Source organism: Bartonella mastomydis, from assembly GCF_900185775.1.
GTDB lineage: Bacteria > Pseudomonadota > Alphaproteobacteria > Rhizobiales > Rhizobiaceae > Bartonella > Bartonella elizabethae.
Genome location: NZ_LT883138.1, coordinates 860,857 through 877,657 on the forward strand (window position 1 = coordinate 860,857; position 16,801 = coordinate 877,657).

General features: G+C 37.5%; 8 protein-coding genes. 3 read left to right on the forward strand and 5 right to left on the reverse strand.

Annotation, left to right across the window (positions count from 1 at the left end; translation table 11 throughout):
• Nucleotides 1-283: 283 nt before the first annotated feature.
• Together parC and aspS are read right to left on the reverse strand one after the other, a co-directional pair.
• Nucleotides 284-2,533, reverse strand: coding sequence for a DNA topoisomerase IV subunit A (gene parC, locus FJG96_RS07035; RefSeq protein ID WP_139413338.1), 2,250 nt, complete (start codon nt 2,531-2,533; stop codon nt 284-286).
• Nucleotides 2,534-3,723: 1,190 nt separating this feature from the next.
• Entirely contained in the window at nt 3,724-5,517 is a 1,794-nt protein-coding gene (gene aspS / locus FJG96_RS07040) for an aspartate--tRNA ligase (protein ID WP_139413339.1), read from the reverse strand.
• A 132-nt stretch (nt 5,518-5,649) separates the two neighbouring features.
• On the opposite strand from aspS, the gene rnd reads away from it, so the two are divergent.
• Entirely contained in the window at nt 5,650-6,804 is a 1,155-nt protein-coding gene (gene rnd, locus FJG96_RS07045; protein WP_139413340.1) for a ribonuclease D, read from the forward strand.
• 481 nt (nt 6,805-7,285) lie between these two features.
• On the opposite strand, the gene ppx is transcribed toward rnd, so the two are convergent.
• Together ppx and FJG96_RS07055 are read right to left on the reverse strand one after the other, a co-directional pair.
• Nucleotides 7,286-8,803 carry an exopolyphosphatase gene (gene ppx / locus FJG96_RS07050; protein ID WP_139413341.1) on the reverse strand — a complete coding sequence of 506 codons (1,518 nt, stop codon included), beginning with the start codon at nt 8,801-8,803 and terminating at the stop codon, nt 7,286-7,288.
• A gap of 6 nt (nt 8,804-8,809) precedes the next feature.
• Nucleotides 8,810-10,990 carry an RNA degradosome polyphosphate kinase gene (locus tag FJG96_RS07055; RefSeq protein WP_139413342.1) on the reverse strand — a complete coding sequence of 727 codons (2,181 nt, stop codon included), beginning with the start codon at nt 10,988-10,990 and terminating at the stop codon, nt 8,810-8,812.
• 327 nt (nt 10,991-11,317) lie between these two features.
• Here FJG96_RS07055 and FJG96_RS07060 point away from each other — a divergent pair, with 327 nt between their 5' ends.
• Both FJG96_RS07060 and FJG96_RS07065 read left to right on the forward strand, forming a co-directional pair.
• Nucleotides 11,318-11,566 carry a zinc-finger domain-containing protein gene (locus FJG96_RS07060; protein WP_120100827.1) on the forward strand — a complete coding sequence of 83 codons (249 nt, stop codon included), beginning with the start codon at nt 11,318-11,320 and terminating at the stop codon, nt 11,564-11,566.
• A gap of 46 nt (nt 11,567-11,612) precedes the next feature.
• Nucleotides 11,613-12,860 carry an FAD-binding protein gene (locus tag FJG96_RS07065; protein ID WP_139413343.1) on the forward strand — a complete coding sequence of 416 codons (1,248 nt, stop codon included), beginning with the start codon at nt 11,613-11,615 and terminating at the stop codon, nt 12,858-12,860.
• Between the two features lie 190 nt (nt 12,861-13,050).
• On the opposite strand, the gene dnaE is transcribed toward FJG96_RS07065, so the two are convergent.
• Nucleotides 13,051-16,539, reverse strand: a complete 3,489-nt coding sequence (gene dnaE / locus FJG96_RS07070) for a DNA polymerase III subunit alpha (RefSeq protein WP_139413344.1) — start codon at nt 16,537-16,539, stop codon at nt 13,051-13,053.
• Nucleotides 16,540-16,801 lie beyond the last annotated feature (262 nt).

Consider the following 16,801-nt stretch of genomic DNA (forward strand, 5'->3'; position numbering starts at 1 on the left):
GCTCTTGGCTCTTAAAACAGCTCATAAAAGAAATTTTTAATTCTTTTCTTTATAAATCTCTATCTACAATACTAATCCACTTGTGATGTACAACAAGCAGATCATTTTGATTGCTTCAACATGAAGAAGATTGAAATAAGAAAACCTATGGATCTTAGAGCCTCTCATTGACCATGAATTTATATTGGATGATTGTTATAAATCAATACCTTATTCATATAATAAAAACCCATAAGCATTTCTTTTACGCTTTTATAGGCTTAAAATAAAAACGTTCTATTACTTAATTGGTAAATTTTCCTGATTTTGGAAATCCTTTTGGAACCAGACGCCCGACACCTGCACGTGTTCCCATCCATTCAATGAGATCATCAGCTTGACGGTTAAAAATTCGTTCAGCAGTATCTTGCCAACTTAAACCTTCTGATAAATTAAAAGTCTTGGCATCAACAATGCCACCCTCTTTGTAACGTTGTAAACGAACCCCTTTACCACGATTCATTTCTGGTATTTGTTCAATAGAAAAAATAAGCATTTTGCGGTTTTCACCAACCACGGCAACATGATCACCATTGACTGGAACACAAAGATTTACCTTATCAGGAGACTTCACATTCATCACTTGCTTTCCTTTTCGTGTATTGGCAATCACTTCTGTAGCAGGAACGATAAAGCCATTTCCATAAGATGAAACCAAGAGCAATTTTTCTTCTGCATGATGCACAAAAGCTGTAAGAACATCATGCTCATCATCCATATCAACTAAAAGACGGATGGGTTCACCCTGTCCCCGTCCTCCAGGCAAACTATTTGCACCAAGTGCAAAAAACTTTCCACCAGTAGTTATCAGCACAATCTTGTCGGTCGTAAATGCTGGAAATGCTAACTTTAAACGGTCTCCTTCTTTAAAAGAAAGTGCTTTATAATCGTTCAAATGCCCCTTCAAAGCACGCATCCACCCCTTTTCAGAAATAACAACAGTCACCGGTTCTTTTTCAATCATTGCTTGTTGAATATCGTCAAGATCATGTCTTGGCGCTTCTTCAAATGTCGTACGCCTTTTTCCTAAGAGCGTTTCAGGAGCAAAAGTATTGCGAACTTTTTTAATTTCTTCTGAAATTATTTTCCATTGTTTTATAGGAGAAGCTAATAAATTCTGTAGTTTTTCTTTTTCATCCTGAAGCGTTTCAAACTCCTTACGAATTTCAAATTCTTCAAGCTTGCGTAAAGAACGCAAGCGCATATTAAGAATAGCTTCAGCTTGATTTTCTGTTAATTCAAAACGCTTAATCAGCTTGCTTTTCGGTTCATCCTCTTCACGAATAATCTGAATAACCTCATCGAGATTCAAATAGGCAATAAGATAACCATGAAGAATTTCCAATCGGCCATCAATTTGATTAAGCCGATAGTGAGAGCGTCGAATAAGGACTTCTTGACGATGTTCAAGCCATTGTTGCAAACTTTCTCGCAGCGAGAGCACATTCGGTATTTTTCCCAACGATAAAACATTAAGATTAAGAGGAAACCTTACTTCAAAATCAGTCAATTTAAAAAGGGATTCCATAAGAAGTTCAGGATCAACCGACCGATTTTTAGGAACAAGCACAATGCGGATATCTTCTGCTGATTCATCTTGAATATCTTCAAGCATTGGTAAGCGCCGCGCAAGCAACAATTCCGCAGTTTTTTCAATAAGGCGTGACTTTTGAACTTGGTAGGGAATTTCAGTCACAACAATCACATAAGAACCACGGCTACCAGTTTCCTGATGCCAACGTGAACGTAATCGGAAAAAACCCCGCCCGATACGATAAGATTCCTCAATACTTTTTTTAGGCTCAACCAAAATGCCACCGGTTGGGAAATCAGGTCCCAGCACAAATTGGTTTAAATCCTCATCACGCGTATCAGGGTGTGCAATCAAATGCAGAGCTGCGTCACAGAGCTCAGCAACATTATGGGGAGGAATAGATGTTGCCATACCAACAGCAATACCTGAAGAACCATTAGCTAAAAGATTAGGAAAAGCGCCTGGAAGAACAACAGGCTCTTCATCCTCTTCATTATAGGTCAAACGAAAATCAATAGCATTTTCATTAATTCCCTCAAGTAACAACGCAGCCACTTCAGTCATGCGAGCTTCCGTATAACGCATAGCCGCAGCATTATCACCATCAATATTACCAAAATTGCCTTGTCCATCAACCAACGGATAACGAACCGCAAAACTTTGAGCCAAACGCACTAAAGCATCATAAATAGAGGCATCTCCATGAGGATGAAATTTTCCCATGACATCACCAACAATCCGCGCACATTTCGCATAAGATTGTCCAGGATTCAGTTTGAGAAGACGCATTGCATGAACAATCCGACGATGGACGGGTTTCAATCCATCACGCACATCAGGCAATGCACGATGCGTAATCGTAGAAAGTGCATAAGCCAAATAGCGTTCCTGTAAAGCGGAACGTAACTCTATTGGCTCAATATGTTCTTTATCAAAAGGTAAATTCATTTTATCAAACATACTATTAGAACAAAAACTCCCACAATAATAAGAAATTATTGTGTAGGATTTATTTAATGAAAACTTTTATGAGTAAACTTTTTTATTAAAAGTCAACGACATAAAAATAAACGTTGTGATTAGAACATGAACAGAAAATTATATCAATTTGAAAAATTTATACATGCCTCTTTCCTCTTGTCCTAAACAATATATGAAAATATTTAATACATTATCGAAAACTTCTTTTAATATCCTCTTTAAGAGGTAAAAAAATAAAATAAACTAAAAGAAGTAGAAAATATCTTCATTATTAAAGAAAGCGACAAACATTTTTAAATAAATAAAAATCTAAAAACAATGCTATTATTGGCCGATACATCTAAGCAAACTGGAGTTATGATATAACTTTTCAAAACGATGTAAAATCGATTTTTATAGTCTATCCAACAACAACAATTTTTCCCAAAATATATTGTGAGTGCAGATTATTCTAAACAAAAACCTTATTGAAAGCTTTTCTAAATCCGACAATATAATTTGAGGGCTCACAAAGAGTCATTTCATCCTTTTAGGAATGAAAAAAGCACCTTTCAAACATCATCTTTTAGTATAAAGGCAAGTTGTATAACAACTTCATCCCGTTTCTCTATGAAAAACTTAAAAAATATTTAAAGCTTATAGAGTTCCCCAAGGTTAAATCCATAGGAAGCAAAAATGCATTATTTTCATAAACGCGAAGAGAGATAATTATCTTTTACAATGTCGTAAAAACTTCAATAAAATATAAATAACAAATTGATATATAAAGATAATTTATTCATTTATAACTTAAATAAAGATCCCAAGTATTCTAAATTTTTCTCATTTCCAATTTATTCATGATAAATCAATCACAATCATTTTCCTGCTTATCAGAAAGGGAAGAGCGACTATCTAAGAAAGGAAAATGACAGCTTATTCTTTATTCAACAAAGATGGCAATAGTCTCATAGCACTCATGAGGTTTTAAGTTATATCCTTCATGAGTGAGTATTGTAGCATGAAATCGACTGCATTGAGAGATATTTCTTTAAAAACAATGCCTCTGGAAGGATTAATACAATAAGCATTCTTCACCTCTCTAAGTCCATAAACAACAGATACGCTCTTGAGAGACATCAAAAACTTCACACTACGGAGAAAGAGACGACAACAATCCATAAATCACTTTATGAACTATTTTTGTGCGTAGGAGCCATGCGGATTCCTAACTCACGTAATTGCGTAGAAGAAACATCAGATGGCGCACTCATCAAAAGATCAAGTGCCTGTTGATTCATAGGAAATAAAGCAACTTCACGTAAATTTTTAACACCTTGCAACAGCATAATAATGCGGTCAATTCCCGCAGCCATACCGCCATGGGGGGGAGCTCCATAATGGAATGCGCGATAAAGAGCACCAAAACGATCTTTCACAACTTCCTTAGAAAGTCCTACGAGTTCAAAAACTTTAAGCATCATTTCAGGCAAGTGATTACGAATTCCACCGGATGCAATCTCATAACCATTACAAACAAGATCATATTGAAAAGCTTTAAGCGTAAGAGGATCTTGAGATTCCAGAGCATTTTCTCCCCCTTGAGGCATAGAAAAAGGATTATGAGCAAAATCAATTTTTTTCTCATCTTCATTCCATTCAAAAAATGGAAAATCAACAATCCACGCTAAAGAGAAACTCTCTCTATCGACAAGGCCTAATTCTTCTCCTACCCGTATGCGGGCTGCTCCAGCAAAAGATGCGAATTTTTTTGGATCTCCAGCTACAAAAAAACAAGCATCCCCATTTTCAAGTCCAAGTTGCATACGAAGCGCTTCAGTTCGCTGCTCACCAATATTTTTGGCGATAGGCCCTGCTCCTTCAAATTTTCCTTCTTCTTCGCGCCAGAAAATATAACCGAGCCCTGGTTGTCCCTCACCTTGTGCCCATCCATTCATACGATCACAAAAAGCACGACTTCCACCCGTTTTAGCCGGAATAGCCCACACTTGTGCATTCTCATCATTCGCTAAAATTTGAGCAAACACTTTGAAACCAGAATTATAAAAATGCTGAGAAACATCTTCCATAATGATCGGATTACGCAGGTCAGGCTTATCAGAACCGTATTTCCGCATTGCTTCCTCATAAGAAATGCGAGGAAAGTTTTGTGTCACCGTTTTCCCATCTGCAAATTCTTCAAAAATAGAACGCATAATGGGTTCCATCGTTGCTAAAACATCTTCCTGCTCAACAAAACTCATTTCAATATCTAATTGATAAAATTCACCAGGAAGACGATCAGCCCGCGGATCTTCATCTCTAAAACATGGCGCAATTTGAAAATAACGATCAAAACCTGACATCATCAACAACTGCTTATATTGCTGTGGTGCTTGTGGTAGTGCATAAAATTTTCCCTGATGAACACGACTTGGAACCAAAAAATCACGTGCACCTTCCGGCGATGAGGCTGTCAAAAGCGGCGTTGTAAATTCCGTAAAGCCATTATTTTGCATAGCCTGTCTTATAGACGCAATAATTTCAGTCCGACGCATAATATTTTTATGCATCGTCTCCCGACGCAAATCGAGAAAACGATATTTTAATCGAATATCTTCTGGATAATCAGGCTCACCAAAAACCGGTAAAGGAAGCTCTTCAGATTTTGAAAGAATTTCTACCTCTTGTGCAAAAATTTCAATCTCACCTGTTGGAAGCGTTGCATTAATAACCTCATCAGAACGTGCACATACCTCCCCATCAACACGAATGACCCATTCAGAACGCACTTTTTCAATAACTTTAAAAGCTGGCGAAGCAGGATCCGCAACAATTTGTGTGATTCCAAAATGATCACGCAAATCCACAAAAAGAATTCCTCCATGATCACGAACACGATGGACCCAGCCCGAAAGACGAACTTGTGTTCCTACATCACATCTACGAAGAGCCGCACAATGATGACTGCGATAACGGTGCATGTTTTTTGCCTTTGATTATAATATTCACATGCGCTACAAACGCTTTTTAATAACCATTTGTCAAGATATGAGAATAAAAACGCGAAAATAAAGTCAATAAAAGACAAATTTAATGTATCGAATGATAATAAAATGATGAATCTTATTACACAAACAACAGATCTTGAAATTGCACTTAATGCTCTACGGACCTCTGATTTTGTAACAGTTGATACTGAGTTTATCCGCGAAACAACTTTTTGGCCTCAACTGTGTTTAATTCAGCTCGCATCACCAGATGTTACAGTTCTCATTGATCCCATAGCGCCAGATATTGATTTACAACCCTTTTTTGACCTTATGATCAATAAAAAAGTTATAAAAGTTTTTCATGCTGCTCGCCAAGATATTGAAACAATTTATCATCTTGGAGGTGTTATTCCTTCCCCTCTCTTCGATACACAAATAGCCGGATCGATTTGTGGATTTGGTGATTCGATCTCTTATGATCAAATTGTACAACGCTGCACAGGGCATCATCTTGATAAATCCTCCCGCTTTACAGACTGGAGTTGTCGTCCCCTATCTGAAAAACAACTACTCTATGCCCTTGCCGATGTCACCTACTTAAGAGATGTTTACCTCCTCTTAAAAAAAAGATTAGAAAAGAGTCAACGTGTTCACTGGATGGATGACGAAATAACGATTCTTTTAAATCCTAAAACCTATGATATGCCAGAAGATGAAGCATGGAAAAAAGTGAAAGGAAAAGTTAAAAAACCGCGTGAACTTGCTGTATTACAAAAGATAGCGGCTTGGCGTGAACGTAAAGCGCGAAAATACAATATGCCCCGTCGCCATATTATGAAAGATGAATGTCTTATAGAAATAGCAACCCAACAACCAAAAGATGAAACCGCATTAAAACGGTTGCGTAGTCTCAGTAAAAATTGGGATAAACACTCAATTGCGCAATCATTAATCAAAGCTGTCCATGAAGGCTTAGAGGTCGATCTTTCTACTTTACCTCCCATTCCTAAACATAATCCACTCAATGATACGACAGCCGCTGTTATCGATCTGCTTAAAGTCTTATTAAAACTTGTTGCAAACGAAAATAGCATTGCCCCTAAAATTATTGCAACATCCAATGATTTAGAAAAAATCGCCAATGGAGGAATAAAGAAAAATATCCCTGCTATGAATGGCTGGCGCTATGAAATATTTGGTCAAAAAGCCGAACAACTTCTAAAGGGTCAGATAGGTTTTTACTTTAATGATGGAAAAATAAGCACAAAACAGCTCTAAATGTACATTTCCCCCGCATTCTCAGATTTCCATAAAATCTCTAAAGGAAAGCTTATTCTATGTCACAATGAGTAGAAAATCAAAAGAGAAAAATTTTACAATCGCACCTTATTAAATCAATTTTATTTGAAATAATATAAAAGAACTTCTGAGTAAATTTTAAACATTCTCATTTTTAAAGATCCATTATGCTCCTTATATCTATACCAATTCGTACCGCTATAAGACAATACAAATAGGATAAATAAAGTCGGCTACTGACATTAAATAGTAAGCCCTTATTAAAGAGAACAGCTTAAGCTTTATCAGATCAACCAAATAACAATCCTGTTAAAAAAATCTAAAAAACAGAAAGCTTTTCATAAAAGTTAAAAAAAAATCTTATTCGAAATTGCAATCTAATAATTAAAAATGAGCGAGCATAAAACCTAAAATATCTAATATTTTAAGATCTAAAATGCGAATAAATGAGCAGGAAAAATCAAGAAACTTCAAAAGCAAGAGGTTGTTTTATTATTTTTGATAACTTCTTTAATCGCCCAAGAGGACGTTCTCCTAATAATCCAGCATAATTTTTTGGAATCTGCAAAACAATATGATCTTCTTTTTTAAGCCACAATAAATGAGGTAAAATCCCTGCAACAGAAGCGCTAAACAGGTGAGCAATACGCATGGTTTCACCAAGAATACGTGCTTTCTCAATGATACTTTGCGTTGCTAATTGAAAAATGGGAAGAGATTCTTTATCAACCAATAAACTCGTATTGCGAAAAAAAACAGCAAGTGCTGCATAAAGACGCCCCTCATGAGAAATTCCTGGATAAGACCCTAATGCTATCTGATTGGCCGCTTCATTGCCTCGATAATCTGGATGTATACGCCAACCAATATCAGCAAGAAGACAAGCCGCTTGACGATAACGGCTTTCATTTTCAGTTTCTGAAATTCCAAAAACATCAAAGGCATTCGTCGTAAAATCAATAAGTTCTTCTGCTTGTTTTGGTGAACGTGCCCGTAAAATAGCCATTTCTGTGCAAGCAGCAATGAGAGGGTCTGAAAGTCGAATCGCCTGCGGCAAGCGTGAATAAAGAAAACCTTCACGAACGCCAGCACCAGAAAAGATTATCTTTTCAAACCCCATACACTGAATGAGTTCAATAAGGACAATGGCCCCATATGATAAAAGTTTCCGACGATTCTGTGAAACCGCCGCAATTCCTCTCATATTATCAATATTACCGCTTGCTACAAGACGTAAAAAACTCTCCATTTCCATGGCATCAACTTCATAGCCATGCATAACAGGAAGTCGATAGTGTTTCATTGCCATATGGAGTTTTGCCAAGTTACGCCATGTTCCCCCTACAGCATAAAAATAACGTGCCATACCTTTACGCGTACGTGCAACAGAAGATTTATAAAATTGTTCATGTACAATTTTTGCAGCAACCGCACTATCATTATTTGACATATACTGTAGCCGCAACCCCCCTAATGGAAGCGTTATCCCTTCACCGACATCAGAATGATCAATATCAATGAGTTCTAGACTTCCACCCCCGAGATCTCCAGAAAGTCCCTTTGGTTGATAAAACGTAGAAACAACCCCATAGGCTGAATACATCGCTTCTTCACTTCCTGAAAGCAGATATATTTTATTTTGTAAAATATCTTCAGCACTTTGAATAAACGCGACGCCATTTTTTGCATCTCGTGCTGCTGCCGTTGCTAAAGTATAGACCTCATCAGCTCCAATCTGTCGACAAAGCGTACGAAATCGCTTGAGCGTTTGCAACGCCATTTTCATTGCTTTTTCTTCTAAAAATCCCGTTTTTGCCACACCATGACCGAGACCACAAAGAATCTTTTCATTAAACAAAACCGTTGGTGAGCGAACAAGCCCCTCATAAATAACCAACCGAACAGAATTTGATCCAATATCAATAACAGCAACAGGCTTACGCCCTTTTAATCGGCCTTGAGCATCTCTATATGTCATTGGATTTCAGTCTTTATGCACTTCAGCTTGTTGGCGATGCAACGCAACCAAGCGCGAAATAGAAGATTCAAAAGACTCACTTTCCCCCGCAAAACCTGTATTGGCCATAAAATACTCCTGCGCATTAAACGGACTTTCACCTCTCTGCGGTGCGATACGTTTTGATGTTCCATCTTTCAGTATATCAAAGCTTTGTTGATTATCAATGAGATTGGCAACCATAATTTGTAAAAGAATCTTCCGCCGCACCATTTTATTAAAAATTGGAACCAATATTTCAATACGGTAGTCTAGATTCCGAGGCATCATATCAGCAGAACCGAGGTAAACAAGTGCATTTTCGTTAGGTAAATCTTGACCATTCCCAAAACAAAAAATGCGACTATGTTCAAGAAAACGCCCTACGATCGATTTTACACGAATATTATCCGAAATTCCTAGAATACAAGGACGTAAACAACATATCCCCCGCACAACCAAATCAATCTGTACCCCAGCTTGACTAGCACGATATAAAGCATCAATAATTTCAGGATCAACCAATGCGTTCACTTTCATCCAAATAGCAGCAAACTTTCCTTGTTGTGCATGAGCAATTTCTCCTTCAATGTGTTGAAGAATACGACCACGCAATGTTAAAGGTGAAAACGCAATCTTCATTGTTTCATGTGGACGCTCATATTGCGCAATATAATTGAACAATAACACAACATCATGAGCGATATCATCGTCTGTGGAAAAAAAAGAAAGATCCGTATAAGTTTTAGCGTTAACGGGATGATAATTTCCTGTTCCAAGATGAACATAAGAACGAAGACGTTTTCCTTCACGTCTCACAACCAGAGACATCTTGGCGTGTGTTTTTAAGGTAATAAAACCAAAAATAACTTGAACACCAGCACATTCAAGATCCCTAGCCCAACGAATATTTGCTTCCTCATCAAAACGTGCTTTAAGTTCCACCAAAGCAGTCACAGACTTTCCCCGTTTAGCCGCTTCAATCAAAGCACTAACAATTGGGCTATCATTTGAAGTCCGATAAAGTGTTTGTTTGATTTCCACAACATCAGGATCGTGGGCAGCTTGACATAAAAATTGGACAACAGCATCAAACGTTTCATAAGGGTGATGAATCACAATATCATTTTCACGAATAGCCGCAAAACAATCCCCATTATGTTTACGAAGGGATTCGGGAACACGAGGAATATAAGGGATAAATTTGAGATCATCACGGGGAATAGAAACAATCTCTGAGACCATATTAAGTGCCAAAGGCCCATCAAGAACATGAATACAGTTATCAGGAACAGCAAGACAATTCGCTATAAATTGGCGTAAATTCTCTGGCATTTTTGCGTCAAATTCAACGCGAATAACCTGCCCACGCCTCCGCCTTTTAAGCGCCTTTTCAAAAAAATGAACAAGATCCTCAGCTTCTTCTTCTACTTCAATATCACTGTCCCGAATCACCCTAAATGTACCAATTTCATTAATCTCATAGTGAGGAAAAAGATATTTGATAAAAAGGTAAATAACATCTTCCAATGCAATAAAACGAAAATGATTGCCCTCTTGAGGAAGAAGAATAAAACGCCTTAAAAGCATTGAAATGGGCAATAACACTGTACGTGCGTGTTGACCGGTCCCCTCAGACAATTGAAACGCAAGAGAAAGCCCTAAATTAGGGATAAAGGGAAAAGGATATGTAGAATCAACAGACAAAGGTTTTAAAACAGGCAAAATTGTATCAAGAAAATATTTTTCAAGCCACGATTTTTCAATATCTGAAAGATCATCAGAACAAATAATTTCAATATCATTCTTTTTTAATTCGCCACGTAAAACATTCAATTCACGTAGTTGCTGAATCTGCAACTTTGAAATTTCAGCTAATACAATATCAAGTTGCTCCTGTGGAGTATACCCATCTGCACTGCGTGCTGTAACATGAGCACGAATTTGAGCCGCAAGACCAGCAACACGCACCATAAAAAATTCATCAAGATTTGTTGCTGAAATCGAAAGAAATTGTAACCGTTCTAATAAAGGATGTTTCGAATTAGCCGCTTCCATCAAAACACGATTATTAAATTGTAGCCATGAAAACTCTCGATTAATAAACCGCACCGGATTTTTCATTGTTATATCCGATAGAGAAATTTTATCTGCCACCCTCTGTTCCATATATATTCATTAAACTTCTTTTATACTATCTAAAATCCTTGATGAAATACCTCACATAACATTCTATAATACGTTATTTTTCTCATAATACATCAATGTCTCATTTTTATTATTATATTTCCATTTAATATTTAAAAATACTTAGAAAAAAGTTCCATATGAAAAGTGCTAAAACCATAACGATTATTCTATATAGCATAAAAGAAGAGCATTTTGTCTTAAAAAGCATCTTGCATTATTATAAGCATTATTACAAACTCATGCTTGTAAAATGGAAAAGCCTCATCATAGTGTGGATGAGACAATTTATTCTGGAGTTTATACACCATGGCTGATCATAACATTCCCCATTTCCAAAATGACCTTGGATATAAAACAATCGAAATTGGTGTGAAAGAATTTATGTGTGTAGGCGCAACGCAACCATTCGATCATCCTCATATCTTTATCGACATGGGAGCAGCCGATGAGAAAATCTGCCCTTATTGCTCAACTCTTTATCGTTATGTTCCCTCACTCTCCTACGATCAAACAAACCCAACAGGATGTTTATATCATCCAGAAGAGCGAGTATAATGCGTTATCCGGCTTTCTACCACTCTTTTAGTTCTGCTTATTTAATATGAAATCATTTGTGGAGCAATCACCCATTATCGTTGGAGGAGGAATTGCTGGTTTAAGCACCGCTTTAGCGCTCGCTCATAAAGGAATTGCAAGCACCATTATAGAAAAGTGTAAGCAACTTGAAGCGGTAGGTGCTGGTATTCAACTCACTCCAAATGCAACATCTATTCTTGCTCACTGGAAACTTCTTAACAAACTCACAGAAGTCGCGATAATCCCAGATTTTCTTGAGTTAAAAGATGGAATATCCTTAAAAACACGTCTACATACTCATCTTATCAATCTAACCGAAAAATATTGGAAAGCCCCTTATATGACCATTCATCGTGCGGCTTTACAAAAAATTTTATATAATGCAGTGATTGAAAATCCTCTGATTAAATACAAAGCAGGCGAAACAATCATATCTTCTACCCACTCCGCAACCAACATTAAAATAACGACAATAAAAACAGATACAGCAACAAAACAGCTTTATTCAACGCCCCTGCTGGTCGGATGTGATGGCGTTTGGTCAACATTAAGGCAACAAGCTCCTTTTCATGAAAAAGCAAATTTTAGTGGCTTTATTGCTTGGCGTGCAACAACGGCATGTGATAATCTTCCTCAAAACTTTTGTTCTTCGTTGCAGAATATGAAGACAATCACAGCGTGGATGGGACCAAACAATCATCTTGTTGTCTATCCCCTTCAGTCGTCAGAAAAAATTTTTAACTTTGTCGCTATTACGCATGGAGAAAATTCAAAAGAAGGATGGGCGCATAAAGGAGATAAAGAAAAACTCAGATCTCTTTTTAAGGATTGGAATTCAAAAATCTTACAAATCTTTGATCATATTGATGAATGGAGATATTGGCCGCTCTTTCACATGAGAAAAAATCGTTTTCTAGGCTTAGAGAGACAAGTATTTGTTGGCGATTGTGCGCATGCAGCTTTACCTTTTGCAGCACAAGGTGCCGCTATGGCAATCGAAGATGCTGCCACATTAGCAGAAGCACTTTCATTGAAAGATCTTTCATTAACAAAAGCACTTTCGCTTTACGAAACAACACGCATCCCCCGTCTTGAAAAAGTAAAAAAACGTGGAGAGTTCAACAGATTAGCTTATCATGCAACCGGCCCCATAGCCATTGCTCGTAATCTCATGATGAAAATTCGTACATCTGAGAGCATTATGACAAATCTCAATTGGCTTTATAGGTATGATGCGATGAATTCCATAAAAAATAATGATCAAAACTTATAAAGTTCTTCCAGTACTTTGAATATCACCAAGAAAAGAGATTTTTTTTGACTTTATGACACTAAAAGCCCGTCATAATTTACTCAAATATAAACAAGATTTTTCACAATCCCCTATCTGATTTTAAAGCTCAACTTTTAGCTTTTCCAAAAGCAAAAATCCCCCCCAAATAGCCTCTATCTTTAATCTCGTTTTAACTCAATTCCACTTCGACAATACCCTGAATTAATTTCATAGCATTTGCAACATGTGAATTGACCTTATATCGCTTGGGAAGTGCAATTTCGACTTCTCGCAATCCTTCTTCTTGAATTAAGATAAGCCCAACCTCTCCATTTCCCCCAAGCTTTAAATTTTGTTCAATTTGTGGAAGCATATCAACTGTTTTTATAAAAAGACGCATCATTTTATGCTGCTGTAATGCTTCCTTTTCCAAAGACTGAATTGTCTCAATTCGCAAACTAACCCCTTCAGAGCGATTTTCTGCGCTCACTGTAATAATAAAAGATTTTCCAGGTTCTAGCATCTCCTCATAATCCGAAAGTGCTTCAGAAAAGAGAACGGCCTCATATTGTCCGCTTGTATCAGAAAAATGAATAATTCCCATTTTTTTACCGGACTTTGTTTTACGTACACTTTTTGCTACAACGGTTCCAGCAAGACGCGCAGCTGTTGCTCCGCCTTTAACGGCATTGGCAAAATGACTCCAAGTCTGAACGCGTTTTTTGGCAAGAATAACCTGATACTCATCCAATGGATGAGCCGAAAAGTAAAAGCCTATTGCTTGAAATTCTCGATAAAGTTTCTCAGCTGGCAACCAAGGAGTCGTTTGGGATAAAATCAATGGTTCTTTTAATCCACCTTCCATTCCAAATATATCAACCTGCCCGCTAGAGTTGTCATCGAGAATACGAAGTGCCCGCGCATGAAGTGTTCCAAGATTGGCTAATAAAACCTCACGCGCAATATTAAAACAATCAAAAGCGCCAGCACAAACTAAACTTTCCATTGCACGCTTATTAACAATACGAAGATCAACGCGTGCACAAAAATCTTCTAGATCCTTAAAAATCTTATTTCCACGACAAGCGACGATATGATCGACAACTGTTTCTCCTACCCCTTTAATGGCAGCAAGAGAATAATAAATACAGTTATCACCAACTTCAAAAACACGATGAGATGTTTGTATAGAAGGTGCAATAACTTCAATACCCAGCCTTAATGCCTCACGCCGAAAATCATTGAGCTTATCCGTATTTGTCATATCATGCGTCATTGAAGCAGCTAAAAACTCAACGGGATAATTGGCTTTCATATAAGCTGTTTGATAAGAAACAATTGCATAAGCAGCAGCATGAGATTTATTAAATCCATAATCGGCAAATTTTGCTAAAAGATCAAAGATAATATCAGCCTGCTCTTTATCAACACCACCAGCAACGGCTCCATTGACAAAACGTGTACGCTGTTTTTGCATTTCTGCATGAATTTTTTTCCCCATAGCACGACGTAATAAATCAGCTTCTCCAAGCGAATAACCAGCCAGCACCTGAGCAATCTGCATCACCTGTTCTTGATAGACTATAACACCTTGTGTTTCTTTAATCAGATGATCTATTTTAGGATGAATAGAAGCTATTTCCTCTTCTCCGTGTTTGCGAGCATTATAGGTTGGAATATTCTCCATTGGACCAGGACGATAAAGCGCAACCAGCGCAATAATATCTTCAATACGGTCTGGCTTCATTCCAATCAGCGCCTTGCGCATACCAGAACTTTCCACCTGAAATACGCCAACCGTTTCACCACGTGCCATCATAGCGTAGGTTGCTTCATCATTCAGAGGAATATTTGACAAATCTATTTTGATCCCTTGTCTGGCAACAAAATCAACGGCCATTTTCAAAACAGTAAGCGTTTTTAACCCAAGAAAATCAAACTTTACCAGCCCAGCCTGTTCAACATATTTCATGTTAAATTGCGTAACAGGCATATCAGAACGAGGATCGCGATACATCGGGACAAGCTCCCAAAGCGGACGATCTCCAATAACAATCCCAGCAGCATGAGTGGAAGCGTGACGATAAAGTCCCTCTAACTGAAGTGCTATATCTAATGTGCGTCCAACAACGGGATCTTTTTTCTTTTCTTCTTCAAATTTGGGTTCATCCTTAATCGCATCCGCTAATTCTACCTGACTTCCTGGCGTGGCAGGAATTAATTTTGTAAGATAATCCACCTGACGATAAGGAACTTCTAAAACACGCCCTACATCACGCAAAACCGCACGAGCTTGTAACTTACCAAAGGTAATAATTTGAGCAACTTGATCACGTCCATATTTTTTTTGAACATATTGAATAACTTCTTCACGCCGCTCTTGACAAAAGTCGATATCAAAATCTGGCATCGAAACACGGTCTGGATTGAGAAAACGTTCAAAGAGAAGAGAAAAACGTAATGGATCAACATCGGTAATCGTCAATGCATAAGCAACAAGTGAACCAGCACCAGAACCCCGCCCTGGACCAACAGGAATATCATGAATTTTCGCCCATTTTATGAAATCTGAAACGATAAGAAAATATCCAGAAAATTGCATACGCGTAATAACGGAGACCTCATAATCAAGCCGCTGTTCATAATCTGTGATCGTATAGCCTTCAGCCAATCCAATCGTTTTAAGTCGCATCTCTAAACCAGCTTTAGCTTGATTTAACAATTCACTATCTTCTGCTTCTAAAGTAGTTTCTGAACTAACAGATTGTTCTATAAAACGAGGCAATATCGGTTTTCGAAGAGGCGTGGCAATATGACAACGCAATGCAATTTCAACACTATTTTCTAAAGCTTCTGGAAGATCAGAAAACAGTTCAACCATTTCATCTTGTGACTTCAAGTAATGATCTGGCGTCACCCTTTTGCGATCAGGATTAGAGACGATTTGCCCTTCTGAAACAGCCATTAATGCATCATGCGCTTCATACCCTTCTCTCTTCAGAAAAAAAGCTTCATTCGTTGCAACAAGAGGAACTTCATGCGCATAAGCCAATTCAATAAGATCTGCTTCTACCCCTCTGTCATAAGAGCCATGCCGTTGTAATTCCACATAAAGACGATCAGCAAAAATTTTTTTTAAATAAATTAAGCGTTCAAGGGCGCGTTCTTTTTTTTCTTCTGCCAAGGAAAGATTAATAGGTCCTCCCTTGCCGCCCGTTAAAGCAATGATGCCTTCACTGTGTGCCGACAACCAATCAGCTTTAATATGAGGAGGATCAGTATCACATTTATCAAGATAAGAACGGCTTACAAGACGAACCAAATGAGCATAACCGGTCTCATTAGCAGCCAACAGAACGATAGAACAAAAATCAGAAGTATTCCGTCCTTTAACCAAACGTGAATGATCATTTTCATCACAAAAATCAACAGTAAGCTGACAACCAATAATAGGTTGAACCCCATGAGAAAGACAATACTGAGAAAATTCCAAAGCCCCAAATAAATTATTGGTATCGGTAATAGCAACCGCTGGGGCATGATCTGAAATCGCCTGTTGAATAATTTGTGGGATTTTTAAAGCTCCTTCAAGCAAGGAATAAGCTGAATGCACTCTCAAATGAATAAAGCGAGGAAGAGAATTTTTGTTCTCTTGCAGTTTATTTTTATCTTTGACCACTCTCACAATTTCCCACTACAAACTAAATGCCAAACAGAACTCCTTAGAGCAAAAATTTCAGGCTAGCATAACCTTAAAACTATAAATTTATCATTCCACATAGGAAAATATCTCAATTTTATTGATCTTTATAAGAGAGTTCTATCAAGAAAATTCTTCTATTCACAGCAAATAAACGCCTAAAATAAAAAGAAGCAAAATATACCTCATATAAGCCCTTTAATTTTAGCATTCTTTTAGTATATCTCTTTAAATATTCATT